The organism is Paenibacillus sp. JNU01 (assembly GCF_059130585.1).
The window spans coordinates 2941116-2967567 of record NZ_CP169723.1 but is presented as its reverse complement, the minus strand read 5'-3'; the positions used below and the strand labels follow the sequence as shown (position 1 = coordinate 2967567).

The window sequence follows — 26452 nt, the reverse complement described above, 5'->3', positions numbered from 1 at the left end:
GGACATATGAACCAGGAACGATACGAGAAACAGGAAATAGACACAAGGCAAGAGACAGACCTTGGACTGACGAGTGCTTCGGCTCACACGAAGGAGAGTTATACACTCGCCCGGGCCAACGCATATATCAAGGAACATCGGCATCAGGTTGATCCAACCTATCGAATGGCCTATCATTTGATGCCGGAAGTGGGCTGGATGAATGATCCCAACGGCTTCATATACTTCGGTGGGATGTATCATATGTTCTATCAGCATTATCCCTACGAACCGGTATGGGGGCCGATGCACTGGGGCCATGCGGTGAGCCGTGATTTGGTTACGTGGTCTTATCTACCTGTTGCACTGGCACCCGATCAGAGCTACGACAGTGGAGGCTGTTTCTCTGGAAGTGCAATCGTGCAGGATGGCAAGTTGGTGCTGATGTACACGGGGCATGTGGTGACTGGACCCGACAAGGATAACGATTACTTGCAGACACAGAATATCGCTGTCTCGGAGAATGGAATTGATTTTGTCAAAAGCGCAATGAATCCGGTCATTCGGCTGGATCAAATCCCAGAGCATACCAGTCCCAAGGACTTCCGTGATCCGAAAGTGTTTGAACGAAACGGTGTGTACTATTGTGTCCTTGGATCGAATGATGCTGCGGGCAAAGGTGTCATTCTGTTATACCGTTCAGTGGACTTGCTGGATTGGAGTTATGTTAACATTATGGCCCAGAGTGACGGGACGCTTGGCGACAATTGGGAATGTCCCGATCTGTTCACACTGGATGGCCGAGATGTGCTGATCATGTCTCCGCAGCGTATGCCTGCTCAGGGAGATAACTATCGCAACTTGCATTCAACCGTTTATATGATGGGAACGCTGGATGAAGACCAAGGTGTACTGAAATACGAGCAGTACGTTCCGCTGGACTGTGGCTTCGACTTTTACGCACCTCAGACGATGGAGGATGCACAGGGACGACGAATCATGGTGGCCTGGATGGATACGTGGGAAACGGAAATTCCGACACAAAAGTCTCATGCCTGGGCTGGAGCGATGACTCTGCCGAGACAGCTAATTCGTAGGGGAGACCGATTGATATTCCAGCCGCTTCCCGAACTTATACAGTACAGGTCGGATGGCAACGAACAGTACGGTATACAACTAAATGGTGATGAACATGATCTTGATCTTGGAATCAGCGGAGACCGTTACGAAATGTATGCTGTATTCGAAGCGGAACAGGCACGACAATTCGGATTGAAGCTGCGCACGGGTGAGGATGAAGAAACCGTGATTTCCTATGATGTGCAGCAGCGTCGTCTATGCTTAAATCGCGAGCGAGCCGGACAAGGGCCGGGGGGAGAACGTGCTGCGACCGTGGAACTGCTTGACGGGAAACTGGAGCTTCATATTTTTATGGATGTCAGCTCCATTGAGGTGTTCATTCAGCAGGGAGAGCAGGTAATGACAGGACGGATATATCCTGGGCCGAACTCAACAGGTATTAAGGCTTTCGCGTCCGGAACGTGTACATTGACCGAACTTCGCAAATGGGATATACGAATTCCTCGATAAATTGTTTCTAAAATTCAGCCTTGACCTTGAAGTATACTTCAAGGTTTATTCTGGTTTCATCAACAATGTTTGGAGGATGAATGATGAAACTAATGGAATGGATACTGGTACTTGTAACGATTGGCGCAGCGTTGTGTATACCTATGTACTCAAAGCGTCGGAAACTTGCGGCAGGAATGTCGGCTGCCTTGATATTAGCATTGCTGCTTCACGGTATCTTAGATTCGTTTCGCGTGATGCTGCTGCCAACGTATCTTGTTGCAGGCATAATCTTCATCGTATTAATCATTAAGGTAGTGAAAGAGTATCGTAACAGAGTCACTGGGCATTTTGCAGAGAAGCAGAAACCAAGATGGCGTTCTTGGCTTCAACTCACGCTGGTTGCGATGCTGGCGCTGGTCTCTGGCGTTGGCTCGGGACTGCTCACTTGGTATTTTCCAGCATTTACGATTCCTGATCCTACGGGGCAGTTTGCGATCGGTACATTTTCGCAACAATTGGTGGATGAAACCCGTGAAGAGACGTTTACTCCCGAAAACGGGGACAAACGGGAACTGATGATTAACGTGTGGTATCCAGTGAACCCGGAGGATGCAAAGGGAATAACTCCTGAATCTTACCCGTCTGAACTTGGAGAAGCCATCAGTCTGGTATTTGGTATCCCGCCCAAGGTGTTCAGCTACCTTGATACTATTCCGACACATGTGGTTAAAGGCGCAGCCATATCAGTCGCAAGCCCTTCTTATCCGGTGGTGCTGTTCTCTCCCGGTGTCCGTTCTGCCCGTTTCCAGAGCATGACTGCTGTCGAGGAACTGGTCAGCCATGGCTATATTGTTGTTGGTATGGATCATCCGTATACCTCAGCTCGCGTTACCTTCCCCGATGGGCGTAAAGTGTCTTATGAAGCCGGACCTGAATTTGCAACGTCAGAAGAACTGTATCAATATAATGTGGAGGGAGTAGGCATTCGTGCAGCGGATGCACGATTTGTACTCGACACGCTTGAACAGTGGAATCTGAATGATCCCAATCAGGTGTTGGAAGGCAAGCTTGACCTGAATCATACAGGCATTATGGGGCACTCTTATGGCGGGGCTACAACAGCCGAAGCACTCGCACAGGATGAACGTTTACGTGCAGGACTCAGTTTGGAAGGCGGCTTCTGGGGCAGCATCTCCAAGACGGCATTAAAACAACCCTTTATGTACATCATGTCTGGCGAAACGGCTAAAAGCTTCGATCCAAATGCTACATCCAAAGATAACGTGTTCTACCCTGAGTTTGAGCCGGATTTGGACCATGTGATGACAAGCAGTCTGAATGATACCTATTATCTGACGGTGGAGAATTTCTTCCATCAAAGCTTTACGGATATTTCATTGATTTCACCGAAAATGTTTGCCAGAGGCATGACGCCAGAACATAATGTGGATATAACAAGATCCTATGCGCTCGCATTCTTTGACCGGTATCTCAAAGGGGAGGAGCAGCCGTTATTGCAAGGCCCTGCATCTCAATTTCCTGAGGTCACTTACGATGCCAAATATACCAAGATACGTAACGAACAAGCACAATAAGTCTGCAGAAGGGTGGAGGGGTAGGCATGGAAACCATGACAAGAGGAATGTTGGCCAAGCGTACCGGTGTGAGTATGGCAACCCTCCGTTACTACGAGGATAGTGGTATTCTGCCTGCTCCCCGTCGTTCCTCCAACGGATACCGGGTGTATACCGAGGATTATCTGGTCAAAATTAAGTTCATTAAGGATGCCCAGTTGCTGGGTTACTCCTTAAAGGAGATACAAGAGACCCTGCAACTGCTTAGCCAGGAAGACATGGAAAAGGATACGTTAAAAACACTCGTCCGTGACCGAATCGCTGATATTCAGAAGCATATTGAGCATCTGGAAGAGATGCAGATTCATCTGGCTAGACTGTTGCATACACCAGAGGACGATATCGACAATTATATTCAATCGTTCAGGGTGCAAAAGAAAGAGTTATAAACTGTAAAACCTCGGACAAAGAGCGCCTTAAGATGTACTTCGGGCACGCTCTGTCCGAGGTTTATTTTATCTCTATCTTAATGGTCTTATCATGACATGCCCGCTTCACGCAGAAAATGGTGCACAATCTCCGTCTGATACTTGATACGGGTCGCGCGCTTCAGACTCCAGCAGGTCTCCACGGTAACAGAACGAGCTTGTAGTACTCTTGAAGCCGCTGTACGGGCAGATCCCGGCAATTCATGCTGCTTCAGGTTAAAATGACGATCACGAATGGCAATCGACCGATTCATCCGTTCAATAACTTTCCTGCAAGCTGGAATGGTGCGACTGCCGGGATTGGTGATCAACGTCTGTCCAAGCACTCGGGAACTCTGTTGAGACAGGCCATTGGCTTCATGCAGATCAAGCCACCAATCGGCCCGATGTTCACGCGCCAAACGAAAAACTGCCGCAGCGAGCGGATGCTTGGCCTTGCCTGACATACGGCGTGGAAACGTACGATTCAGATCTGGCTTGCCTCTGATTTTCTTGGCGTAGGCTTGCTGGTTCACACGTGGCACGATAATTAACAGCCCTCGCCGAATGCTGTGGCGACCAGTCGCACAATCATCTGCGAGTTTTTGCGCAGCAGCCATGCTCGCCGTTTCGTTCCCGTGAACCCCGGATGTAATAAACATTACCGGTCCCGGCATCATGCCACGTACGATGAAATAGGGAGTGGCGTGTACACTGGATGCTGCCAGGACATGTTTGGTCACAAGCATGTCGCTTCACCTCCATTAGTACAGTACGCCATGTCCCTCTTTCATGTAACGGCGTAAGAACAGGTCTTCATCCTATTTCCTCACAAAATGGGCCAACTAATACACCCGGTGGATGATATCTTCGAAGTCGGGTTCCTTCATCTCCACATCTTCAATCTCACCCCATTGTTCAAGCTGCTTCAGAATGTCCATCGTTCTCCATTCCTTCCGGTTAACTTCCACAGTGACAATCTGCCCTTCCACTGCTGTGATCTGAATGGAGGACGGTATGGTATCAGGCATAAGAAATGAACCCCGATACGTAACTCGGATAAGTGTCGGCAGACCGATAGTGTCACGCAGAGAAGGGATCGAGCCGTCATATGTAAGCTGACCATGGTTGATCACCATGACCCGGCTGCATAACTGTTCGATGTCGTCCATGTCATGGGTGGTCAGCAAAATCGTTTTGCCAAACTCCTCATTTAATGTACGTAGAAATTGGCGTATGTTCCGTTTGGCGTTCACATCCAGTCCAATCGTGGGTTCATCGAGAAAAAGCAGTTCGGGATCATGCAGCATGGAAGCTGCGAGATCCGCACGCATGCGTTGTCCAAGCGAGAGCTTGCGGACAGGCGTGGCCCAGAACGATTCAAGGTCCAGCAGCTCGGCGAACTGGGACAGCCGTTTCTTTTTGTCCTCGGTCCGGACGCCGTACATCTCGGCCAGAATATCATATGAATCTTTCACAGGCAGATCCCACCAGAGCTGGCTACGCTGGCCAAACACGACGCCGAGTCGACCCACGGTTCTGCGCCTGTCCAGATGCGGGTTCATACCGTCAAGCCGTACCTCGCCCGAGGTGGGGTGCAGGATACCTGTCAGCATTTTGATCGTTGTAGATTTGCCGGCCCCGTTTGGACCGATGTAGCCTACAAACTCACCTGGGCCGATATCAAAACTGATATCGCATACTGCTTCCTTGGACACATACTCACGTGAAAATAATGTACGTAATCCGGAGAAACGTCCTTCGCGAATAACAGGAGTTTTGAATTCCTTTTGCAGATGTCGTGCTGTGATCATGTTCATAATTCTTTTCGCCTCCTTAGCTACCTGTACTTTGATATTTAGTCAAGCCGAATTGCCAGAAACGCAGACTTGCAGCCAAGCTCAGTACGGCAACCGCCGCAACAACAATAAGAATCCACGCTCCTCCTTCACCCCGCAGTAGATAGAGTGATGGAATATAGTTGACGAACCCTACGGGAATCACTGTTAGCAGAATGCCAGACATCCATTTGGGATATAACGTTAGCGGATATTGGGCAGCCGTTCGTGCTGCATCTTCAGTAATCGTCTGTAATTCCTCGATGCGTGTGGTCCAGAATCCGAGTGTGGCAGTCGCGAGTCCAATGGAAAAGAGAATGACTGCTCCCGTCAGGATAATGAGCAGGGAGAAGGGAATGGCGATCCAGCCGATCTGTCCGCTATGCATCATGCCTGCCAAAGACCAGCAGAGAATGAATCCGCCTTGCAGGACTTCTCCAGCCATGATGCGGAAGTTTTGCGGCAGCAGTGCCAGCAATACGGGCATGGGACGTGTTAACAGTTGATCAAGCTCACCATTAACCAGATATTTTTCCAGATGATGCACCTCATTGCCGAATGTCCGATACAGTGTTTTGGATAACGTCATGATCGCAAAGAGATAACCGATCTCATGGAGGGACCAACCCTTAATTGCTCCGAATCGGTGCAGTACAAGAGCAACCATCAGGAACTCGGAGATCTGAATTAAAGCGGCCAGTACGGACGCCATGATGAAATTGAACTTGTATTGCATCCGGCTGCGGATGCTTGTTCGAATGAGCATTTTATATAAATGGAACCAGGAAGTTCGCTTCATCCGCCCTGCACCTCCACTTTACGACGTAACACTTGGGTGATCACAAGACAGATCAACGTCATAAAGACGCACCAAAGCAAGGTTCCCCATAACAAGGAGCCATCTTCGAAACCAAGATAGATTCGGGTAGGTACATAGAGAAGGAATGGGTAGGGGGATATCCAGGCAAGTTGTTCAAGCCAGTTCGGCAGCCATTCCAGCGGAATGAAAAAACCAGCCAGCAGATTCATCATCGCGTGATTGCCCCAGTGAAGCCAGGAGGACTCTGTGGTCCACATCGACGTGACACCAATGATGTAGTTCATACAGATGGACAAGTATGCGGCGCCGGCAAGACCAAGTGCAGCATAACCAAGTGTTGAAACGTCTGAGGGCCAATGCAGGGAAAAGACAATGGAGAAGAGCAGGTAGATTGGAATACTTTTGTACATGAACTGGTAGGCAATCTGCCCCCATTCGCGTGCCATCAGGTGGGTGAACAGATGAACAGGCCTCATCAGATCCAGTGCAATTTGCCCTGTCCTGACGGATAGGGGAATGCCCAATCCATTCGTGAGAAAACCCGAGATCCAGAGAGAGGATTGCGTGAAAGCAATGTAACTGATCATCCCTTGTGTCCCGTATTCCCCGAGCGTATGGTCGGCCCCGATGCCGATCCAGAGGCAGGCATACATGTAACCAAACATGGCGCTTGCCAAGTTATGTACCATGTGTGCCCCGCGGTATTGCAGATTCCGGGAGTAGGCTTTGGAAGCCAGAGTGAAATAAAGCATGTGACACCTCCGATAAGTGGATTGAACGGCGTTTCCGTTCACTTCAGTCAAGGCGAAAAAGAGAGAAGGACAACAGCATACCAATTTATTCCTTCACAGGCAAGACATTTTTTTAGCTAATAATGGGATTAATAGGGGCGTTCATGATTGCGCCACAAGACAACGGTCTGTCCAGTCATTTATAATTGAGGGGCAGTAACGCAAACGTTTACAATGTAAAATATTCAAACTTTAAATAAACCGCCGGGCTTGTGCCTGACGATTGAGGATACAGAACGAACAATCCGGCAAGAGAGAAGGATGTCATGAAGAAAATTGCATGGGTCACCGATAGTACCAGTACACTGGATCCCGTTTTTGCGGAGCAAAATCATATCTACATCGTACCGCTGCGCATCGTATTTGGAGAGGAATGTTACCGGGAAACCGATGACATTACATCTGAAATGTTCTATGAGAAACTTGCGGAGGCTTCACGTGCGAGCAGTTCGCAGCCACCTATTGGCGAGTTCATTGAACTGTATGAATCGCTCAAAGACAAGTACGATGAGATTATTACGATTCATTGCTCTACAGCGCTTAGCGGAACGCTGCATACGTCCATGCAGGCTGCAGAGATTGCAGGAGTGACGGTGACCGCAATTGATTCAAAGGCAGGTGCCTATCCTCTTCGTGAGATGGTTATGCAAGGATTGGAATGGCAGAAGCAGGGATGTTCGGCTTCCGAGATTAAAGTAAATATTGAACAAATGATTGATAACATGTCCTTTTACCTCATACCAGCGAGCCTTCAGCATCTTCATCGCAGTGGCCGGGTGTCCGGCACACAGCTGATCATCAGTCAACTGCTCAAGATCCATCTGCTGCTCCGATTTGAAGAGGGCAAAGTGGTTGTGAATGAGAAGATTCGCACATTCAAGAGAACGAAAGATCGCATGTTGGATATGCTTAAGCTGGATATGGAGAAAGTAAAGCATGTATGCATTATGCATGCGAACAATCAGGAAGAAGCCGTCACGATCAAGAAGCAGATTGCCAATCTGCTCCCCAAACTAAAGACCGAAATCATGCCGTTCATCCCTGTGGTGAGTATACATGCAGGTGCAGGAACCATTGGACTATGCTGGATACACAGCGAGAACGGATATTGAGATTAAACGAACAAGCAATCATCTATAAACGCTCATAGACCTGGCAGGAAAACACACTTTATATCGAAGTGTACTTCCTGTCAGGTTTTTTCGTATGTCATTGCCAATTCAACCAAACTGTGAGGTAATATAGGAAAAATGTTCATGTTGGAGGGAAACACGTGTCAAGTCACCGCTTGTTGTTTGTTGAAGATGATCGTTCCATTAGTGAAATGGTCGGACCTTATCTGGAAAAAGAGGGCTACGACGTCACGTATGCATATGACGGATTAGAAGCAGAACGCCAGTTCAGCCAGTCACAACCGGGATATGATCTGGTTATTCTGGACCTGATGCTCCCTCGCAAGAGTGGGATGGATGTACTGCAAACCATTCGGGCAGTGAGTTTGGTGCCTGTGCTCATTCTGTCTGCGAAGGATGGGGAGGTGGATAAAGCGCTCGGTCTGGGCTTCGGCGCAGATGATTACTTGAGCAAACCTTTCTCGTTAATCGAACTGACCGCCCGCATTAAAGCTGCCATTCGTCGCGCCAATTATACCGCTCAGCCTGTGGCAGAAGTGGCTAAAGATCAGCGTATTCACATTGGAGGACTTGTTGTCGACATGGAGACGTACGAGGTGGAGCGTGAAGGTACACCCGTCAAGCTAACATCCAAGGAGTTTGGCATTCTGAAGCTAATGGTCACCCATCCGGGCAAAGTGTTTACCAAGGCCCAGATCTACGCCTCGGTCTGGGATGATCATTACTATGGGGACGAAAATATCATTAACGTACATATGCGTCGTCTGCGTGAGAAACTGGAGGCTGATCCTTCAGATCCCCAGTATATCAAGACACTCTGGGGCATCGGATATAAGCTGGAGGCGGAGCAGACATGACACTGATTTTTGCTATTACAACAGGTATTCTAGCCATTCTGGTCATTGGATTGTGGATGAGATTGCGGAAACGCAGCCAACACCTGTCCTATATTCATCAGAAAATATCCGCAATTCTGGATCAAGGCACCTTTGAGCGTTTGCTTGTATTCAACAGTGATGAGCAGGTTAGCCAGCTTCTGAAAGACATGAACCAGCTGTTGGACCATGCGCATCGCGCTAAGGCCGGTTATACGAATCAGGAGAAGGAAATGCGCAATATGCTTTCCAACATTTCACATGACCTGAAAACGCCGCTCACAGTTGTGCTGGGTTACAGTGAGACCTTGCTGCACAGTTCATCACTGACCGATCAGGAACGGAAGATTATGACGGAGAAAATCCAGGATAAGGCGCAGGAAGTTTTGCGTTTGATCCATTCCTTTTTTGACTTGGCGAAGCTGGAATCCGGAGACACGGAGCTGGTGCTTAGTCGGGTGAATATAAGCGAATTAAGCCGCGTGAAGATGCTCTCCTTTTATGAAATGTTGACGAAGCTCGGGTTGCACGTTCAGTTGGAGATACCTGAGGGGGATATCTTCGTGCAAGCAAATGAAGAAGCTCTGAACCGAGTGTTGGATAATCTGATTACCAATGGGATGAAATATGGAGCAGAGGGTAAGGTGTTGGGGCTATCTATTGAACGTTCGACAGGTGGACATGTTACGCTGCAAATCTGGGATCAAGGCAAAGGGATTCCGGAAAGTGAGCATAATCGTGTGTTCGAACGCATGTATACGCTGGAGGATTCCCGTAATCGACTCTATCAGGGCAGCGGTCTTGGTCTAACGATCACGAAGCGGTTAGTTGAGCGGATGGGTGGAAGCATTCATTTACATAGTGTGCCACATCAACGGACTGTATTTTCAGTGACCTTCAAGGCTTGGTAGAACTGTTTTTGGTGTTATCGGGCAAGCTTAAGGTTTTTGTAAGATTTGATTAATAAAAAAGCAGACTTTTCTCTTTACAATACAGATATAGGAACCCGGACAGGGGACGTAAAGGAGAACAAGACGATGAATTATATCGCACGAACGATAGATGTGACCAAAGTATATGAAGGGGCAGAGGTTGTATCCAACGTCAATATGAGTATTAAGCAAGGTGAGATCTATGGGTTTCTTGGCCCGAATGGTGCAGGTAAAACAACCATCATGAAGATGCTGACCAATCTCGTCAAACCCACCTCAGGGGAGATTGAATTGTTTGGGGAGAAGCTTACGCCGACCTCCTATGAAGTGCTGAAGCGAATGGGCAGCATTATTGAATATCCTTTTTTCTATGATAGATTGTCTGCTCGCGAGAATCTGGAGCTTCACTGTGAATACATGGGATTCTACAACAAAAAGATCATCGACAACACGATGGAGATGGTAGGGTTGAAGGATACGGGCAAGAAATCGGTCAAGGACTTCTCCCTGGGCATGAAGCAGAGGCTCGGACTGGCTCGTGCACTCATAACCACACCTGAACTGCTCATTCTGGATGAACCGATCAACGGATTGGACCCTGTAGGGATCCGGGAAATGCGAGATTTGTTCAAGCGCCTTAGCAACGAGTATCGCATCACCCTGTTGGTCTCAAGTCACATCCTTGGCGAGATAGAGCAGATTGCCGACACGGTTGGTGTCATTCGCGGTGGTCGCTTGGTCGAAGAAGTATCGATGGAGAGCATTCGGGGAAGTCAAAATGAGTACATTGAGCTACAGGCGGTAGATATCCGCAAAGCGACCTATGTCATTGAACATCAACTTGGTTTGAGTAATTATAAATTGGTCGATGACCACACGGTACGCATTTATGATCCGGGAATCATTCCTTCGGAACTAAACACCAAGCTGATCCAGTATGACATTGAGATCGAATCCTTATCCAAACGGGCTCATTCCCTTGAGGAACACTTCATGAAGCTTGTGAAAGGGGATGATGACGTTGCTTAAACTGATCAGGCTTGAGATGCGGAAGCACCGCTTTTCGCGGAATTTTGCAGCTGCAGGTATTGCCAATGTGGGCATTCTTCTTTTTCTGATTATGATAGGATTTGTGGATATTGGAGCAGACGATTATGCCTATGCCGATTATCAGATGGCCTTTATGATTATTGATACGTTTGTGAGGGCAACCTTTATCGTGTTCGCAGGAGCTTTATTATCCAAGCTGGTGATCAGTGAGTATCGAAATAAAACGATGAACGTGATGTTCACCTATCCAATCCAGCGTCATAAAATCATTGCAGCCAAATTGATTATCGTGTTTCTTTTCACCTTTGTGATGATTATGGTTACCGACCTGTTGATGGGCTCACTGCTGTTGATTGCTAATCAATTCTACCCTTTCATTCCTGGCTCGTTGACATATCAGGATATGTTGGGATTTCTGTTGAAGTATGGTATTAGTTCCTTATCGGCAGCCAGCATGGCACTCATTCCCTTATTCTTTGGTATGCGTAAGCATTCAGTTACAACTACAATGACCTCTTCTCTTCTGCTAGTGTTGATTGTCTGCTCCGGATTTAACGGGTCGGAGTATTCCATTCATTCACTGATTATTATCCCTCTGACCCTTGGAGCTGTAGGGATATGGATTGCTTCGTTGTCCATGTTTCGTCTGGAGACCAAAGATGTGAACTGAATCATCCTGAAAACCATGCTCCGTATGGCTTCAGATGCCATTGACATCCGCTCGTACAAGGGATAGGATAATGTCAACTGAGACACGAAGGAGAATGCAACGATCATGACGATTCCAAAAACATTAACAATAGCTGGTTCGGACACGAGCGGCGGTGCAGGGATTCAAGCTGATTTGAAAACTTTCCAGGAGCTGGGTGTGTATGGTATGACCGTACTGACTACAGTTGTGGCGATGGAGCCCGATACATGGGATCACCAGGTCTTTCCTGTGGAATTAAATGTGGTTGAAGCCCAGCTTCGCACGGTTCTGGACGGCATCGGTTTTGATGCCATGAAGACAGGCATGCTCGGTTCTGTAGATATTATTGAATTGGTGGCAAAACATATTCGCCGCAGTGGCCTGCCACAGATCGTTATTGATCCCGTGATGGTCTGCAAAGGTACAGATGAAGTGCTGCAACCTGAAAATACGGAAGCGATGATCGAATTCCTGTTGCCAGGTGCGGATCTGGTTACACCTAATCTGTTCGAAGCATCTCAACTGGCGAAAAGTGGACCGATTCGTTCCAAGGAACAGATGGAAGCAGCAGCAGCAACCATTCATGCCCATGGCTCGAAACATGTTCTGATCAAGGACAGAGGTGTAATTAGCCCGGGTAAAGCAATGGATCTACTCTATGATGGAACCAACTACGAATGGTTTGAAGCCGATGTTGTGGGCTCTGGATATACGCATGGTGCGGGCTGCACTACGTCTGCGGCGATTACCGCAGGCTTGGCTCGTGGTCTTTCAGTGAAAGAGGCTGTTCGTGAAGGTAAAGCCTTCGTGACTAAAGCGATTGCCGGCGGATTCCCGTTGAATCGTTTTGTTGGTCCTACACTGCATGTGGCACACCGTCTGGAGCAACAACGCTAAGTGTTACCTGTGAGCGCGCAGTAGCGCTTCAATTCTGGATAACACACGTCGATTTCATCCAAGTAGCTGTCAATGAGCAAGAGCTTGCTCGTTGACGGCTTCTTTTTTGTGCGAATTTTGATAAAAATTAGTAACTTTTGGCTTATATTAATCGTATATATCATGGAGTTCATTCCAAAACATGTCTGGACACATGAACGACACATGGAATAGGTATGTTATCATCAGAAATCTAAAAAGGAGAGTCGGCCATGATCAGAACAGTGCTTCTGGTGGAAGATGAAAGCCGCATTCGTGAGATTGTGGCCGATTATTTCATAAAAGAACAATGGAACGTTATAGAAGCAGAACATGGAGTACAGGCATTGGAACTGTTGGCTCTGCATGAGGTGGATCTGGTCATTTTGGATGTTTTGATGCCGGAAATGGATGGATGGACGTTATGTGAGCATATTCGATCCCAATCCACCGTACCTATTATCATGCTGACTGCACGGTCCGAGGATGACGATAAAATTCATGGATTTCAGCTGGGCGTAGACGATTACGTCACGAAGCCGTTTAGCCCACGTGTGCTGGTTGCACGTGCAGAGACATTAATGAAGCGTGTTGAAGGCGCAGTTGGACGAGAGCAAAGTGTCATTCGCTTCGGACAGGTAACGCTTGATCCATGGGCTCGGCGGCTGGAGAAGGACGGAGTTGAAGTCGAGCTTGCGCCAAAGGAATATGACCTGTTGCTTTATTTGGTGCGAAATGCAGGCATTGTGTTGTCCCGAGATGCCATTTTGAATCGGATCTGGGGATTTGATTTTGAAGGAGACTCACGTGTTGTGGATACTCATATCAAGAAGCTGCGCGGCAAATTAGGTGATGAAGCCAAGTGTATCCGGACGGTGATTGGCACCGGATATCGTTTCGAGGCAGAAGCATGAGAAGAAATGGCGTAACGATGAAGCTTTTCCTGGTCATGGCAGGATGTCTGGTTCTTCTATATGGAACAACGGTATTTGCCCAGTTGGTCTGGTTCCCGGACTTCTATCAGCATCAGAAGGTCAGCAGTATGAAGAAAAAGCTGTCCAAGTTCGAACAGCAATACTCTAATGGCCATTGGAGTGATCTGCAGCTAGCCAAGGAAACCGGTAAGTTCATGCGTCAGAATCAGTCACATCTGGTGATTCTGACCAACACCGGAAGACTGGTTAATGACCCGTTCCATATTACGTTGTTACAGCAGGATGGGAGTCACGTGAAGGTGTCCTTGTCCTTGTTTATCAATAGTGAGAATGCTGGCTGGATTACATCTCATCTGAAATATGGGCAGGAACTCACGGTGAAAGGCCCGGCCAGCGGGTCCATGGTCTATCCATACAAAATCCAGGATGCTACTTCTGCTGCATGGGGAACAGAAAGCTTTCAGGAATCCATTGAACCGGTAAAGGAATGGTCAGGCGTACTGACCGAGGTAGTTCTTCCCAATCTGGCAACGTGGAGCCAGAGGCAGGGATTGCTGGTGCAGGCACTGGATAGTCGGTTCCCTTTGTCCACAGAAGACCAACTTGCGTTGGCCAACGGCAAAATGCTCAACGAAGAATGGATGGATAGCTGGAGTGGTGTTCGCAATGTGATCACTATTGCTCCAGTGCATCGTTCCGGACCTGAGCAGCAACTGATTTTCTCACTCACCTCTCTACAGGAGATGAGGGAAGCAAATGAGGCAACACGTTTGTTCTATGCATATTTTGGCATTGGGGCATTTATATTGATTCTGTTGCTGGCGTTGCTTCTGTCCCGAATTGTAACGAAGCCGCTCTTGGCCTTGAACCATGTTGCCAAGAAAATGTCTACGCTGGATTTCACGGTGAAATCACCCATCCGGCGTAACGATGAAATCGGCAGTCTGTCTAACAGCCTTAATGCTTTATCGGGGACATTGGGTCAGACACTCGAAGAGCTGAGGCAGGCCAACACACAGATGCGTACGGATATGGAAATGAAGCAGCAGATTGAACAGCGACAGCGCAAGTTTTTTGCCGATGCATCTCATGAACTAAAGACACCAATCAGCATCATTAAGGGATATTCCGAAGGGCTGAAGGACGGCGTGAGTGAGAGCAAGCGGGAGCGCTACATTGAGATCATTGCCGATGAGGCGATCAAGATGGAAACGATGGTTGAAGAGATGCTGGATCTGGTGCGACTGGAATCCTCAGCGGTTCAATTGAATACGGATGCTGTTGCACTAGCTGACATGATTGAAGATATCGCCGGCCGTCTGGGTCCGCAACTGAAGGACAAAGGATTGGATGTGGTGCTTGTATCCACAACAGAACAGACGGTTGAAGGTGACCGCAGCAAGCTGGAGCAAGTTATTTTCAATATCATGATGAATGCTATACGTCATGCATTACCACATACCGATATAACTATTGAGATCAGCAGGCGTGAAGGTTTTGTCCATATTTCCATTGAGAACAAGGGCGAGCACATTGCTGAAGCTGAGCGGCAGTATATATGGGAGAGGTTCTATCGGGTCGAGCGCTCACGTAATCGCAAAATGGGGGGAACCGGGCTCGGTCTGGCCATTGCGAAGCAGATTCTCGATCTGCATGGGTGCAATTATGGAGTGGAGAATACACCGGATGGAGTCCGTTTTTATATTATTTTTCCTAAAGCCTAGTACGAAAGGGAGTCAACTCTTATGAAGTCTTTACCATCGATTTTAACCTTGGGGAATCTGAGTTCAGGCATGCTGGCAGTCATTATGGCTATTCATGGTGAATTTGCCCTGGCTGTGATGATGATATGGGTAGCGATGTTTTTTGATCTGTTTGACGGCTATGCAGCCCGCAAATTGCACTGTGAGGGTGAGTTCGGGAAAGCCCTGGACTCGCTTGCGGATGTAGTTTCATTCGGAACAGCCCCTGTGCTGATTCTGTACCTGAACTCCATGAATGAAGTGAGTGTGCTGGGAATGGCACTGACCGCATTGTTTCCAGTTTGCGGTGCATTGCGCCTGGCCCGTTATAACTGTCAGAAGACAGCAAGCAGCGGTTTTGTCGGGATGCCGATTACATTTGCCGGAGGTCTGATGTCCTTTTTCGCCCTCTGGAGTCCTTATTTCACACACGGTGTAGCCTATCTTGTCATTATTGTATTATCCGGTCTCATGGTGAGCCAAATCCGATTCCCGTCTCTAAAACAAGTGCTAGCCTCACATGAGAAGGATATTGTGGAACCGAAATAAGGAGCGAGTCAGTATGGAATTTGCAAAAGAATTTATTGGTCAATATGGTTATTTCGCAATATACGGACTACTGGCTCTTGGCGTTATCGGGATGCCGATTCCGGATGAGGTGATGATGACCTTTGTCGGTTATCTCGCCTCCATCTCGGTATTGAATTACTCGGTATCCATCGCCGTCAGTTTCGGTGGCGCATTTACCGGAGGGCTGCTCAGCTATACGATTGGTAAGAAGGCCGGCCGACCACTGATTGAAAAATACGGCAAGTGGGTCGGCGTGAATGCCAAACGATTCGGCAGGGTGGAGTCATGGTTTCTCAAATATGGGTATTGGTCCATCATCCTGGGTTATTTCATTCCAGGCATACGTCATCTGATGTGCTGTTTCTCCGGGATTAGTCGTATGGCGATTGGCAGATATGTAGTGGTATCCAGCATCGGCGCATTTGTATGGTGTGCTGTCTTTATTTCAATTGGTTTTTATGTTGGCGTGTTAACTTAAAATGGGACAGCCTGCTGTCAGAACGGGCATAGATGGAAGACCTCTTGAGTGTAAGGTGGTCTTTTTTTGTTTTCTCTGTAGGATGGGAGGCCTCTTCTAAGTAATTTAATCAACTTCAAGTAACTTACTTCTCGGAACTGTAGACTATCCCATAAGCTATTGCAGGCAGTTCAAGTTCAGAGCTAATCCAGCTATTTCTCTGATTAATTCTTCGTATAACAATTCATATAACAATCCAAGTAGCTCTCCATATAACACTCCAAGTAACTCTATTATGTAACTCTTCGTGTAAATTTCCGTTTAACTCCCCATGTAACTCGTTAGTGACTCATGGATCTGAAACCCCAGTAACTCCAGTGGTTCGCATTGAGCTTTTGAGCTTTAAGAGTAGTCTAGTAACTCTGAGCGTTTCAAAACGTTTCAAAGGGCATATCCAAAAATGCTGACGAACTCAGGTGAGCTTATTATCGAGATATGAGGCATGTTGGAATTCTAACGAATCCGGTAAACCTTATTTCACGAAAATGCCCCTCCAATTGCCCTGATTTACTCCATATCATCATAATAAGGTGTCCTGAGTTCGTTAAAAAATGAACATGTGCCGTACGGGTGAAATAGCGTGTCTCATGTTCGTAAGATGTAGGTTCGATATCGTTGTGTGCCACTTGCGACATGTAATACCTCTTGAACAATTAGACTGTGAAGAACTCTTCGAGCGTGCTGATCTGTGATTCGCAGATGCGTAGCAAGTTCCGACGGGGCAAAGGGACGGATAATGCGTCTGGCATAACGAACAGTCTCGGCTTCCAGCCAATTAAGGGACGGGGGCACATCTGTGGCCATGAATTTTCCCATAAAAGACAGCACTAGCTGCTGGCACCGTTTCGGTTCATCCTTAATGGAGAGATACGCGATCGGCAGAAAAATCCAATCATCCAACGTCAGCAGACAATGTCGCCAGCATAAATCTTTGAAACGCCGTACATCCAGATCACGAGCATGTGGCCCGTAACCTTGAATCTCAATCCCCCCTTTGATACCGTTTCCTGGCAGGTAAGCAAGATCCAGATACCGATAGCCGTTATGAAAATCACGAACCTCCCATTCGGGTTGCAGATGGTTAAAGTTTTTCATCACTGGAAACCAAACGGAACGCAAAAATTCCAATGTGCTATGTTCCAGTCCATTTTCTATTCTGGAAAGCACTCGGGGGTTCGTCTCCTTCTCCAAAAGGGAGTGCATCCAAACTTCATAAGCCTCGTCAAAATCAATGCTCATCGTCTTTCATCTCCTCTAAAAATAAAATAAATTAAAACGAACGTGAATAGTGCTTCAAGTCGTTATGTGAAAATACAAAAAGCCGCTCTGACCCTCTCCAACCTTCATGTCGAAGGGGAAGAATAGATCAAAGCGGCGTGTGCTTCACGACCGATATATTGCTTTTCTAAATCAAGTATAGCTTCAAATACGGAATGATTTCAATACCTTTCAACTAGACCGTATCTCAGCCCTTAGTCTGAAAGCCAAATCGAGACTGGCGTATTCGGATCTGATAAGTGCTACACTTTGAACGTGAGTGAACGCCGTCCTTAATGTGCGAGTGCAATGTAGACGCTGTAAAAGTAGAGTATTCGCCCTTTCAAGGCGGTTTACATTTAATTAAGTTCTCCGTAGAGCCGATATGGGTCGTCCGTCCGGGCCTATGCTTGGAAAAAAAGCGCAGAGCGTCAATAAAAACTAAGGAATCTGAGACGTCTTATTCAGGGATTCGAAGCACTAGCAGTAATATAAGGAACCTGAGAAACGCTATATCGGAATATACAGCCATTTTCAGCGTTTTGCTATGGAAATTTGGAAAATAAAGTGTCTGATGTTTCTTAGAATTGAAAAAGAGAGCCAGAGGACCAAATAAGACGTACTGGGTTCCTTAGAAAAAGTGATCAATCTTCAGGCCCAGCCAGCCCTCATCCACCAAGATGTGATTCTTCAATTCCTTTTTCGACTCGCTTTTCACCCTTTTTGCGTGCAAAGGTAATTTTGAGCAGAGGAGGCGTAACCAATGTGGTCACGATAACCATGATCACGACGCTGGTAAAGTACTCCGAATCAAGCAATCCGGAAGCAAGGCCCGTTGACGCGATAATGAGTGCAACCTCTCCTCTAGAGATCATTCCTGATCCAATAGCCAAGGATGACGTACGATCAAATCCGGTAAGACGTGCACCGGCTCCTCCACCAAGAAGTTTGGTTAATATGGCAATTATACTGATGACAACAATAAACCAAATCTGTGAACCCACCCCGTCAAAGGTCACATTTAAGCCGATACTGACAAAGAACACCGGAACAAAAATTCCGTAGGCGATTGGTTCAAGTTTGGTTTCAACTTCATGTTTGAAGTTGGTTTGAGAGATCGCAATACCTGCTGCAAAAGCACCAATAATTCCTGCAACACCCATCCACTCCGCAAAGTAGGAAAATCCGAAACAAATGATCAGTCCCGCAGTAATAACGGTTTCCGTTACCTTCAATGGTGCCATCCACTTCATGATGCGTGGAACAAGGAACCAGCTGGCAGCGATAATGATAACAAAGAATAATAACTTCTTACCAATGAGTAGAGAGATCGAAGTATCTCCACCGCCTGTACCTAGCAAGCTCATCATAACAGCGAGAATGACAACGACCAGGACATCATCGACGACAGCTGCACCAAGGATTGTTGTCCCCTCACGTGAGCTGAGTTGATCCATGTCTTTTAGTGTCTGAACCGAAATGCTTACAGACGTTGCACAGAACAACAGTCCAAAGAACAGAGCATGCGTTTGCGACATTCCGAAAGCAATGGCAGAACCATAACCTCCAATGAAGGGTAAAATGATACCACCTACAGCAACAGCAAACGCTGCTTTCCAGTTTTTCTTCAATTGTTCCAGATCAGTTTCAAGTCCGGCAATAAACATCAGAAGAAGTACCCCGATCTCGGCCATATAATGGACGAAATCACTCTGTTGAACCCAACCAAGCAGCGCAGGTCCTAGGATGACACCGACGATCAGTTTCCCTAAAACAGAAGGTTGACCGAGTCTAACGGACAAATCACCCGCAAGTTTGGTGAAGATCAAAATAAGTGCAAGAACCAAAACAAATTCCATAAGTGTGCTCCTCTCCAGCAGTTGCGTTTTATAGGATTACCAGCCCAAGGGCTATCCATTCTCAGCTTCAAAAAACAAAAAGACACAGAAAGGCATTAAGAAAAGTGCCGTTCTGTGCCTGAAAAAGACAAAGAGGGGCCCTTGGTGACAGGCTCCTCCAGTTTCAACGCGTATGTGATTAATTGCATTAATTATACCACAAATAAAGACTTGGGTAAATGGGAGCTGCGGTGGATTTGGTTGAAAACAGCCGCAAAGGGGCATTTTATAGGGGAGTGCAACGGTTTTTGTTCAGAGTGTTGTCACTTAACAGCCCGGAATTGCCGAGATATAATGATATAGAACATAGAAGTTAGGATATGAGGAGGATTTTGCATTGGGCAAAAATAACAAAGGGGAGCCGAACATTCCATCCCCGACGAGCAATAAAAATTTCGCAGGCATCATTATTACGATTTCCATTCTCGCTAATGTCATTATTTTATTATTGTTCTTCGCACCGTCCATTGGATACAAAGGTGATGTGACCTTTGATATTACGGTGTTGCCACGGTTTAATGCCGTGTTTAACAGCTTTACCTTCATCTTCCTGCTCGCAGCGCTTATTGCTATTATCAAGCGGAATGTGAAGTTGCACAAACGATTTATTCTTGCTGCATTCTCAACAACACTTTTATTCCTCGTGACCTATCTGACGTTTCACTACCTCTCACCAGAGACGTCCAAATATGGCGGCGAGGGCATCATTCGTTCCATCTATTTCTTCATTCTGATTACCCATAGTATACTGGCAGCCCTGATCGTTCCGTTGGCGTTGTTCACACTTGTGTGGGGCTGGACGAATCAATTGAAGAAACACCGCAAAATTGCACGTTGGACGATGCCAATCTGGCTGTATGTCAGTTCCACAGGTGTCGTCGTATACTTGATGATGGCACCGTATTATTAATGTAATTAAGCATATCTTGCTCATCTTGAGGGTAATGTTTCCATGGAAGGAGGGTTCACGGTTATGTACAGAGTTGTTTTGATTCGTCATGGACAGAGCATGTGGAATGTAGAGAATCGTTTTACGGGTTGGACGGATGTCGATCTCACAACAGATGGTTACGGAGAAGCTCGTAAAGCTGGGAAGATCATGAAGGAGCAAGGGTTTGATTTTGATTATGCCTATGCCTCCGTCTTGAAACGTTCCATCCGTACACTGGATATTGCGCTCGATGAGATGGACCTCATGTGGATTCCCATTACGAAGACCTGGAAGCTGAATGAACGTCATTATGGTGCGCTGCAAGGACTGAATAAACAGCAGACTGCGCTGAAGTATGGGGAAGACCAAGTGAAGGAATGGAGACGCTCCGTTAACGTATCTCCCCCTGCATTGGATGAGACCGATGAACGATATGTACAGGATCTGGACAAGTACAAGCGGCTCGGGTGCACCATCCCCGTTACAGAGAACCTGATGGATACATCCAAGCGTGTGCTGGAGTACTGGAATGCGGAGATTAAACCGATGGTATCTGCGGGCAAAAGAGTGCTGATCTCTGCGCATGGTAATACGCTTCGTTCACTCGTCATGCATCTGGACCAATTGTCCGAGGCAGACGTGGTGGCGCTCAATATCCCGACAGGCATCCCGCTTGTCTATGAGTTGGACGAAAACCTGCATCCTCTCGGACACTTTTATCTGACCGCGGATGGTTCAACCTACAAACATGAAGAAATGACCCATATGGCAACACCGTCCGATTAAGCGGACGGCAAATGTGGCTTGAAAGATGACCTCTGAACGATTCGGAGGTCATCTTTTTTTGTGTGATCAAGCCTGTACTTCGTTTCGTTTTGCTCCCAAAGGGTAATTGTCAAACAAGACACGATGTACATTTATCCTGAAGGAGGAGAAGCACATGTCTAAAAGAAGAGGAATACTTATGACGGCGATCGGCGCAGGTGTGACTTATCTGATGAGGAACAAACAAGCAAGAGATAAGCTGTTCAGCACGGTCTCGGGTATGATGAAAAGCTCCAATTCGTCCAATGGAACAAGTCAATCCAGACCACGCGTGGAAGTGAAATAGATTTTGATCGATCGTTTTTCGTTTGAATGAACATGATGATCATGAGAAACCTGGAGATGAAGTCTTTCCAGGTTTTTTTGTGCAATCTGAGAGCAACCCATGGCTTTCATGTGTAATGCGATTTTTGCCAGCAAGAATGATACAATGGATACTTGCAGAACGTATGGAGGGAGATGCACATATGAAGAAAAATCGTCTGGGTACATCCGAACTGATGGTGTCGGAGATTGGGCTGGGATGTATGTCACTTGGAACCGAAATTGAACCCGCTATGGGCCTGATTCATGAGGCTCTGGATCATGGGGTCAACCTGTTGGATACAGCCGATCTTTACGACGCAGGGCGTAATGAAGAGATTGTAGGACAAGCTATTAAGGGGCGCCGGGACCAAGTCGTTGTGGCGACCAAAGTAGGAAATCGTCGTATGCCCGGCAAAGAGGGTTGGTCTTGGGACCCATCCAAAGCCTACATTAAGCAGGCTGTACATGAAAGCTTGAAGCGGTTGCAGACCGATTACATTGATTTGTACCAGCTGCATGGCGGCACATTGGACGATCCCATCGAAGAGACAATCGAAGCGTTTGAGGAACTGAAGAAGGAAGGACTTATCCGATATTACGGAATTTCCTCCATTCGTCCTAATGTGATTCGGGAGTATGTAAAGAGGGCATCCATCGTCAGTGTGATGAACCAGTACAGTGTTGCTGATCGCAGAGCGGAAGAAGAGGTGCTGCCTTTATTGGAACAAAAGGGAATCAGTGTAATTGCCCGTGGGCCCGTAGCTAGCGGTGTGCTCGCCGATTCCGGATCTGCCAAGGCAGACAAAGGTTATCTGGACTATACGCCAGAGCAACTATATACCATTCGGCAAGGGTTAAGTCGTCTTGTTACGGACCAACGCAGCATGGCTCAGACGGCTATTCGGTATGCGTTATCCCATCCTGCGGTTGCAGCCGTTGTCCCTGGTGCTAGCTCGAGAGACCAGTTGCTGCACAATATTGCCGCTTCGAATTCGCCTGCACTTACCACCGTAGAAATTCAGCAAATACGTGAGCTTAGTCCCGCTAATCTATACAAGCAGCATCGCTAACGCCATTAAGCCTATTTTCAATTGTAACTATACAAGGTACAATGAAGATCAGCCATTAAAAGCAACATATAAGGGAGAGAAGACATATGGAAAGAATTCAAAGTGAACAGCAATATTTGGATACAATCAACTCTGATGGTTTTACCGTCATTAAATTTGATACAACCTGGTGTCCAGACTGCAAAAACCTGGATCGTTTTATCGGGGATGTTATCGACCAACATACGGACAAAACCTTCTATGCCCTAGATGCAGAAAAGTTCCAGCCGTTTGCTGAAGAAAATGGTGTACGCGGTATTCCAAGCCTGCTTGTCTTCCAAAACGGCAAGAAAATCGCACATCTGCATAGCAAATGGGCTAAAACACCTGCTCAAATCTCCGAGTATCTGGAGACGCTTGAATCCAAAGTTTAAGCGTATGAAGGCAAAAGCAGCTTGTTAATTAACTTAACTATGGAGACCTCTTCTTGTCCGACGACAGGAAGGGGTTTTTCTGCTTCATTCCAGCACGCAAAATGTGTATTCGAATAAGTGAAGTTGAGGACTAGCGCTTGTTTAGAATTTGTTCAGTGCTGCCATGTATACTGTGAGAACAAACTGAATATTTGGAGTGAACAAGATCCGTATGAAAAATGAAATTTTTGAGGAAATGCACCAATTAAGCCACAATGATGACCGAAGATACCGATTGTTGATGATCGGAGTCAAGCAATTGCTGCAGCAACAAAAGGAGAATAGATATAATCTGCGTGAAAGATTAAAATATTGGAAGAAACACCGGAGCATTCAAGTGAAAGAGTGGTCCTAAGCCAGACTGTTTTTGGAGAAGTGAACATGAATCTGAATGTCCACGATACATAGTGAACCTAGTCGGCATCACCAATGGTCCCACCCAACCAAAAAGGAAGTCACGAAGAGCAAGACTTCATCTAAGTACAGCTATTCCTGTTTCTAAATAGCCCAAAAATCATAGATCAACGGAATCGTGAATGAACAGAAGCATGACATATAGCATAAATATGGCGGCCTCGTTCCAAATGGAATGTGAGGCCGCCATTGATTTTGCCTGTCTTAATTCATTGCAATGTAAGGTTACATTAAAATAATAAAGAACACGGCTGCCAAGACGAAGCGATACACGGCAAAGACGGTCAGGCTCAATTTTTTCAAAATGGACAGGAACGTCTTGATCGCAAGCATGGCGACGATGAAAGCAGCGATGAATCCTATCGCAAAGATCGGGAAATCACTGCCGTTCAGGTGATCAATACTTTTGTACAGGTCATATCCCGTAGCACCAATCATAATTGGCACAGACACGAGGAATGTGAACTCCGCAGCAGCTACGCGGCTTATCCCTGCAAAGAGACCGCCTGAGATCGTTGATCCGGAACGGGAGAAGCCTGGCCACAATGCCAAGATCTGAAATATCCCCACCGCGAATGCCTGTTTGTAGGAAATATCATCGACATCATGGGTAGTAATTCGTTCACTCTTACGGCTCCAGCGTTCGGCCACGATCATCAATATACCACCTATAACGAGGCTGTACAGCACTGTCTCCGGACCAAACAAATGTGCCTTGATCCAGTCGCGGAATACAAGTCCGATGACTACGGCAGGAACCATCGCCAGGAAGATATGTCCCAGATTGAGGCGGCGGGAGTAAGGTCTACTGCCTCCGGTGAAGCGGAACATATCAATGAACTTGTTCCAATACAGTACAACAACAGCAAGTACAGCTCCGAGTTGAACAACCACCTCAAACGTTTTGACTGACTCGTTGTCCTCCGATAAACCCAGCAAGTGGGCAGTCAGAATCATGTGTCCAGTGGAGGACACGGGCAAAAACTCAGTCAAACCTTCGATGATGCCCATAATAATGGATGATATAATGTCCAATTCTCTTCCTCCTTGATATGCAGGTGACAGCACAGGCTGTCCTGCTTGACCATGCCTGTTCATTTGAACAAGGCTATCACCTATTATGATCACAAATGCACTCAACTTCAACTTATGCTTGTAATCATTTGTTTAAAACTATATTGACAAAAACCTAGTTATCCCATAGGATATACATTAACTGACTGACTCATCAATCGGGAGGGTTACAGCAATGACCAAAATCAACGGTTTGGAACCCGGTGAAGAACGGCGGGACCAAATAATACGCATAGCAATGGAGCGTTTTGCAACCCAAGGTTACCATCAGACGAAAATTTCCGATATCGTCCGTGAGGCTGGTGTGGCGCAAGGGACGTTTTACTGGCATTTCAAAAGCAAAGAAGCCATTGCTTCAGAAATTATATTAACGGGCAAGGAGGAATTGCTTGAGGCGATTGGACAAGGATACCGCAAGGATGCCGGATCGGTAGAAGATATGGTGAAAGCATCGGAGAGGCTATTCACTGACCTGTTCATGTTCGCCGCACAGAATCGATATTTTATGGAACTGTTGCTTAAAGGCATCGTGACTGAAGAATCCGTACAACGACTGGTCGAGGAGACACGAAATGCCGTCGAGACTGCGTTCCGACACAATATGGAACGTGCCATCGAACTCGGCATGTTGCCTCAGGGCATGGATGTACCGCTGCGAGCAGCGCTGTTGGTAAGCATGATCGAAGGCATGATATCGCGCTGGTTGTTCGGTTCGGATGAGTTGCACAGCAAGTTCTCCGCCATGACAGCTTCTTCGTTGGCAGCTGAGGCAGCAAGCTTTGAATTTTACGGACTATTGGGTACATAAGCATGTGCAAAGTCCGCAGCTTTATTTTTCAACGAGAGACCAGAGATTCACATGATTACACAACTAGCAGGGAATAATGGGTACAACTGCTGTTTGATCACAATAACGTAACCAAATGTACACCCAGATCAATACACGAATGAGAGGAAGTTAACGTAATGAACAAAACATATGGATCGAAAACGCGTAAAGGCTGGTCTTTGACAGCGATTCTGCTGATGACTGTGCTGGTACTTAGTGCTTGTGGAAGTAAGGCAACAGACAATGGGGGCACGAATGGTGCACAGGCAAGCAATGAACTGGAGCAGATCAAGTCTGCTGGCGTGATTAAAGTGGGCATGATGGGCACATACGCACCATACAACTTCCTGAACGATAAGAAAGAAATGGACGGTTATGATGCAGATATCGCACGTGAGGTTGCGAAGCGTCTTGGGGTTAAGGTTGAATTTGTATCCCAGGAGTTCTCTGGTCTGACACCAAGTCTGCAAGCGAAGAAGCTGGATGCCATTATCAGCCAGATGACCATTACCGATGATCGTAAGAAAGTTCTCGATTTCAGTGATCCGTATATTACGAACCAAGTGAAAATCATTGTAAAAGAAGACAATAACGATATCACCAAGCTAGAAGATTTCAAAGGAAAAACAATTGGCGTAGGTCTGGGTACAAATGATGAGACGTATCTGCGTAATGAAGTGTTGCCTAAAGTGGGAGACTTCACGATTAAAACCTATGACGATGTCATCTCTTCACTGAAAGACCTGAATGCTGGACGGATTGACGCCACAATTAACAACATGTACGCACTGAAACCGATTGTTGATGCCAATGGATTAAAGATCAAAGCTGTAGGCGAAGCAATCAAGAGTGACCAAGCAGGTATCGCTGTTCGCAAAGACAATCCGGAACTCGTTGCAGCATTGAATGACGCGCTCAAAGGCATGAAAGATGATGGCACATATAACACCATCTTCAAAAAATGGTTTGGTGAAGAGCCTGCGCAATAATGAACT

The 26452-nt window shown here is 46.8% G+C and carries 28 protein-coding genes; 21 read left to right on the top strand and 7 right to left on the bottom strand.

Features of this window, described 5'->3' with window-relative positions; translation table 11 throughout:
* Nucleotides 1-6 precede the first annotated feature (6 nt).
* From NLBNIHML_RS12975 to NLBNIHML_RS12965, 3 genes are all read left to right on the top strand, one after another.
* A complete protein-coding gene (locus tag NLBNIHML_RS12975; RefSeq protein WP_494354499.1) occupies nucleotides 7-1569 on the top strand; it encodes a glycoside hydrolase family 32 protein in 1563 nt (520 codons plus the stop codon).
* An 80-nt stretch (nucleotides 1570-1649) separates the two neighbouring features.
* On the top strand, nucleotides 1650-3146 hold the full coding sequence (locus NLBNIHML_RS12970; protein ID WP_494354498.1) for an alpha/beta hydrolase family protein: 1497 nt from the start codon (nucleotides 1650-1652) through the stop codon (nucleotides 3144-3146).
* Between the two features lie 26 nt (nucleotides 3147-3172).
* Nucleotides 3173-3574, top strand: a complete 402-nt coding sequence (locus NLBNIHML_RS12965) for a MerR family transcriptional regulator (protein WP_339237867.1) — start codon at nucleotides 3173-3175, stop codon at nucleotides 3572-3574.
* A gap of 89 nt (nucleotides 3575-3663) precedes the next feature.
* Here the strand turns inward: NLBNIHML_RS12965 and NLBNIHML_RS12960 are convergent, their stop codons facing one another.
* The 4 genes from NLBNIHML_RS12960 to NLBNIHML_RS12945 form a co-directional block, all read right to left on the bottom strand.
* Nucleotides 3664-4341: a M14 family metallopeptidase gene (locus NLBNIHML_RS12960; protein ID WP_494354497.1), complete on the bottom strand. Its 678-nt coding sequence runs from the start codon at nucleotides 4339-4341 to the stop codon at nucleotides 3664-3666.
* 96 nt (nucleotides 4342-4437) lie between these two features.
* Complete coding sequence (locus tag NLBNIHML_RS12955) at nucleotides 4438-5406, bottom strand: ABC transporter ATP-binding protein (RefSeq protein WP_494354705.1); 969 nt, start codon at nucleotides 5404-5406, stop codon at nucleotides 4438-4440.
* Between the two features lie 22 nt (nucleotides 5407-5428).
* Nucleotides 5429-6229 (bottom strand): ABC transporter permease, encoded by an 801-nt coding sequence (locus NLBNIHML_RS12950; RefSeq protein WP_494354496.1) that lies wholly within the window; start codon nucleotides 6227-6229, stop codon nucleotides 5429-5431.
* Nucleotides 6226-7002 carry an ABC transporter permease gene (locus NLBNIHML_RS12945; RefSeq protein WP_494354495.1) on the bottom strand — a complete coding sequence of 259 codons (777 nt, stop codon included), beginning with the start codon at nucleotides 7000-7002 and terminating at the stop codon, nucleotides 6226-6228. Before NLBNIHML_RS12945 ends, NLBNIHML_RS12950 begins: the two co-directional genes overlap by 4 nt.
* 305 nt (nucleotides 7003-7307) lie before the next feature.
* Here NLBNIHML_RS12945 and NLBNIHML_RS12940 point away from each other — a divergent pair, with 305 nt between their 5' ends.
* From NLBNIHML_RS12940 to NLBNIHML_RS12895, 10 genes are all read left to right on the top strand, one after another.
* Nucleotides 7308-8153, top strand: coding sequence for a DegV family protein (locus NLBNIHML_RS12940; protein WP_339237859.1), 846 nt, complete (start codon nucleotides 7308-7310; stop codon nucleotides 8151-8153).
* A gap of 212 nt (nucleotides 8154-8365) precedes the next feature.
* The gene (locus NLBNIHML_RS12935) at nucleotides 8366-9031 is read left to right on the top strand and encodes a response regulator transcription factor (protein ID WP_494354704.1); all 666 of its coding nucleotides are present in this window, start codon (nucleotides 8366-8368) and stop codon (nucleotides 9029-9031) included.
* A complete protein-coding gene (locus NLBNIHML_RS12930) occupies nucleotides 9028-9960 on the top strand; it encodes a sensor histidine kinase (protein WP_339237855.1) in 933 nt (310 codons plus the stop codon). Before NLBNIHML_RS12935 ends, NLBNIHML_RS12930 begins: the two co-directional genes overlap by 4 nt.
* Nucleotides 9961-10086: 126 nt before the next feature.
* Nucleotides 10087-11010, top strand: a complete 924-nt coding sequence (locus tag NLBNIHML_RS12925) for an ABC transporter ATP-binding protein (protein WP_339237853.1) — start codon at nucleotides 10087-10089, stop codon at nucleotides 11008-11010.
* Entirely contained in the window at nucleotides 11003-11701 is a 699-nt protein-coding gene (locus NLBNIHML_RS12920) for an ABC transporter permease (protein ID WP_342571090.1), read from the top strand. The genes NLBNIHML_RS12925 and NLBNIHML_RS12920 overlap by 8 nt, the downstream gene beginning before the upstream one ends.
* A gap of 105 nt (nucleotides 11702-11806) precedes the next feature.
* A complete protein-coding gene (thiD, locus tag NLBNIHML_RS12915) occupies nucleotides 11807-12619 on the top strand; it encodes a bifunctional hydroxymethylpyrimidine kinase/phosphomethylpyrimidine kinase (protein ID WP_278298228.1) in 813 nt (270 codons plus the stop codon).
* 251 nt (nucleotides 12620-12870) lie between these two features.
* Complete coding sequence (locus NLBNIHML_RS12910) at nucleotides 12871-13551, top strand: response regulator transcription factor (protein ID WP_494354494.1); 681 nt, start codon at nucleotides 12871-12873, stop codon at nucleotides 13549-13551.
* A complete protein-coding gene (locus NLBNIHML_RS12905) occupies nucleotides 13548-15296 on the top strand; it encodes a sensor histidine kinase (protein ID WP_339257470.1) in 1749 nt (582 codons plus the stop codon). Before NLBNIHML_RS12910 ends, NLBNIHML_RS12905 begins: the two co-directional genes overlap by 4 nt.
* Nucleotides 15297-15317: 21 nt before the next feature.
* The gene (gene pssA / locus NLBNIHML_RS12900) at nucleotides 15318-15863 is read left to right on the top strand and encodes a CDP-diacylglycerol--serine O-phosphatidyltransferase (RefSeq protein ID WP_253441014.1); all 546 of its coding nucleotides are present in this window, start codon (nucleotides 15318-15320) and stop codon (nucleotides 15861-15863) included.
* 13 nt (nucleotides 15864-15876) lie between these two features.
* Nucleotides 15877-16362 carry a DedA family protein gene (locus tag NLBNIHML_RS12895; protein ID WP_339237841.1) on the top strand — a complete coding sequence of 162 codons (486 nt, stop codon included), beginning with the start codon at nucleotides 15877-15879 and terminating at the stop codon, nucleotides 16360-16362.
* Between the two features lie 624 nt (nucleotides 16363-16986).
* Here NLBNIHML_RS12895 and NLBNIHML_RS12890 read toward each other — a convergent pair.
* Entirely contained in the window at nucleotides 16987-17640 is a 654-nt protein-coding gene (locus NLBNIHML_RS12890; protein WP_342571088.1) for a transcriptional regulator, read from the bottom strand.
* A 686-nt stretch (nucleotides 17641-18326) separates the two neighbouring features.
* Nucleotides 18327-19517 (bottom strand): cation:proton antiporter, encoded by a 1191-nt coding sequence (locus tag NLBNIHML_RS12885; RefSeq protein WP_494354493.1) that lies wholly within the window; start codon nucleotides 19515-19517, stop codon nucleotides 18327-18329.
* 376 nt (nucleotides 19518-19893) lie between these two features.
* Between NLBNIHML_RS12885 and NLBNIHML_RS12880 the strand changes: the two genes are divergently transcribed.
* The 6 genes from NLBNIHML_RS12880 (at nucleotide 19894) to NLBNIHML_RS12855 (ending at nucleotide 23495) form a co-directional block, all read left to right on the top strand.
* A complete protein-coding gene (locus tag NLBNIHML_RS12880; protein WP_017692198.1) occupies nucleotides 19894-20466 on the top strand; it encodes a DUF420 domain-containing protein in 573 nt (190 codons plus the stop codon).
* Between the two features lie 63 nt (nucleotides 20467-20529).
* The gene (gene gpmA / locus NLBNIHML_RS12875; protein WP_339237835.1) at nucleotides 20530-21273 is read left to right on the top strand and encodes a 2,3-diphosphoglycerate-dependent phosphoglycerate mutase; all 744 of its coding nucleotides are present in this window, start codon (nucleotides 20530-20532) and stop codon (nucleotides 21271-21273) included.
* 154 nt (nucleotides 21274-21427) lie between these two features.
* Nucleotides 21428-21598 (top strand): hypothetical protein, encoded by a 171-nt coding sequence (locus NLBNIHML_RS12870; protein WP_339237833.1) that lies wholly within the window; start codon nucleotides 21428-21430, stop codon nucleotides 21596-21598.
* A 181-nt stretch (nucleotides 21599-21779) separates the two neighbouring features.
* Nucleotides 21780-22688, top strand: a complete 909-nt coding sequence (locus tag NLBNIHML_RS12865; protein WP_494354492.1) for an aldo/keto reductase — start codon at nucleotides 21780-21782, stop codon at nucleotides 22686-22688.
* An 86-nt stretch (nucleotides 22689-22774) separates the two neighbouring features.
* Nucleotides 22775-23101, top strand: a complete 327-nt coding sequence (locus NLBNIHML_RS12860) for a thioredoxin family protein (RefSeq protein ID WP_017692202.1) — start codon at nucleotides 22775-22777, stop codon at nucleotides 23099-23101.
* Nucleotides 23102-23312: 211 nt separating this feature from the next.
* On the top strand, nucleotides 23313-23495 hold the full coding sequence (locus tag NLBNIHML_RS12855; protein ID WP_339237829.1) for a hypothetical protein: 183 nt from the start codon (nucleotides 23313-23315) through the stop codon (nucleotides 23493-23495).
* Between the two features lie 284 nt (nucleotides 23496-23779).
* Here the strand turns inward: NLBNIHML_RS12855 and NLBNIHML_RS12850 are convergent, their stop codons facing one another.
* Nucleotides 23780-24565 (bottom strand): undecaprenyl-diphosphate phosphatase, encoded by a 786-nt coding sequence (locus tag NLBNIHML_RS12850; protein WP_494354703.1) that lies wholly within the window; start codon nucleotides 24563-24565, stop codon nucleotides 23780-23782.
* Nucleotides 24566-24803: 238 nt separating this feature from the next.
* On the opposite strand from NLBNIHML_RS12850, the gene NLBNIHML_RS12845 reads away from it, so the two are divergent.
* Entirely contained in the window at nucleotides 24804-25436 is a 633-nt protein-coding gene (locus NLBNIHML_RS12845; RefSeq protein ID WP_339237825.1) for a TetR/AcrR family transcriptional regulator, read from the top strand.
* 158 nt (nucleotides 25437-25594) lie between these two features.
* Nucleotides 25595-26446 carry a substrate-binding periplasmic protein gene (locus tag NLBNIHML_RS12840; RefSeq protein ID WP_339257464.1) on the top strand — a complete coding sequence of 284 codons (852 nt, stop codon included), beginning with the start codon at nucleotides 25595-25597 and terminating at the stop codon, nucleotides 26444-26446.
* Nucleotides 26447-26452: the final 6 nt, after the last annotated feature.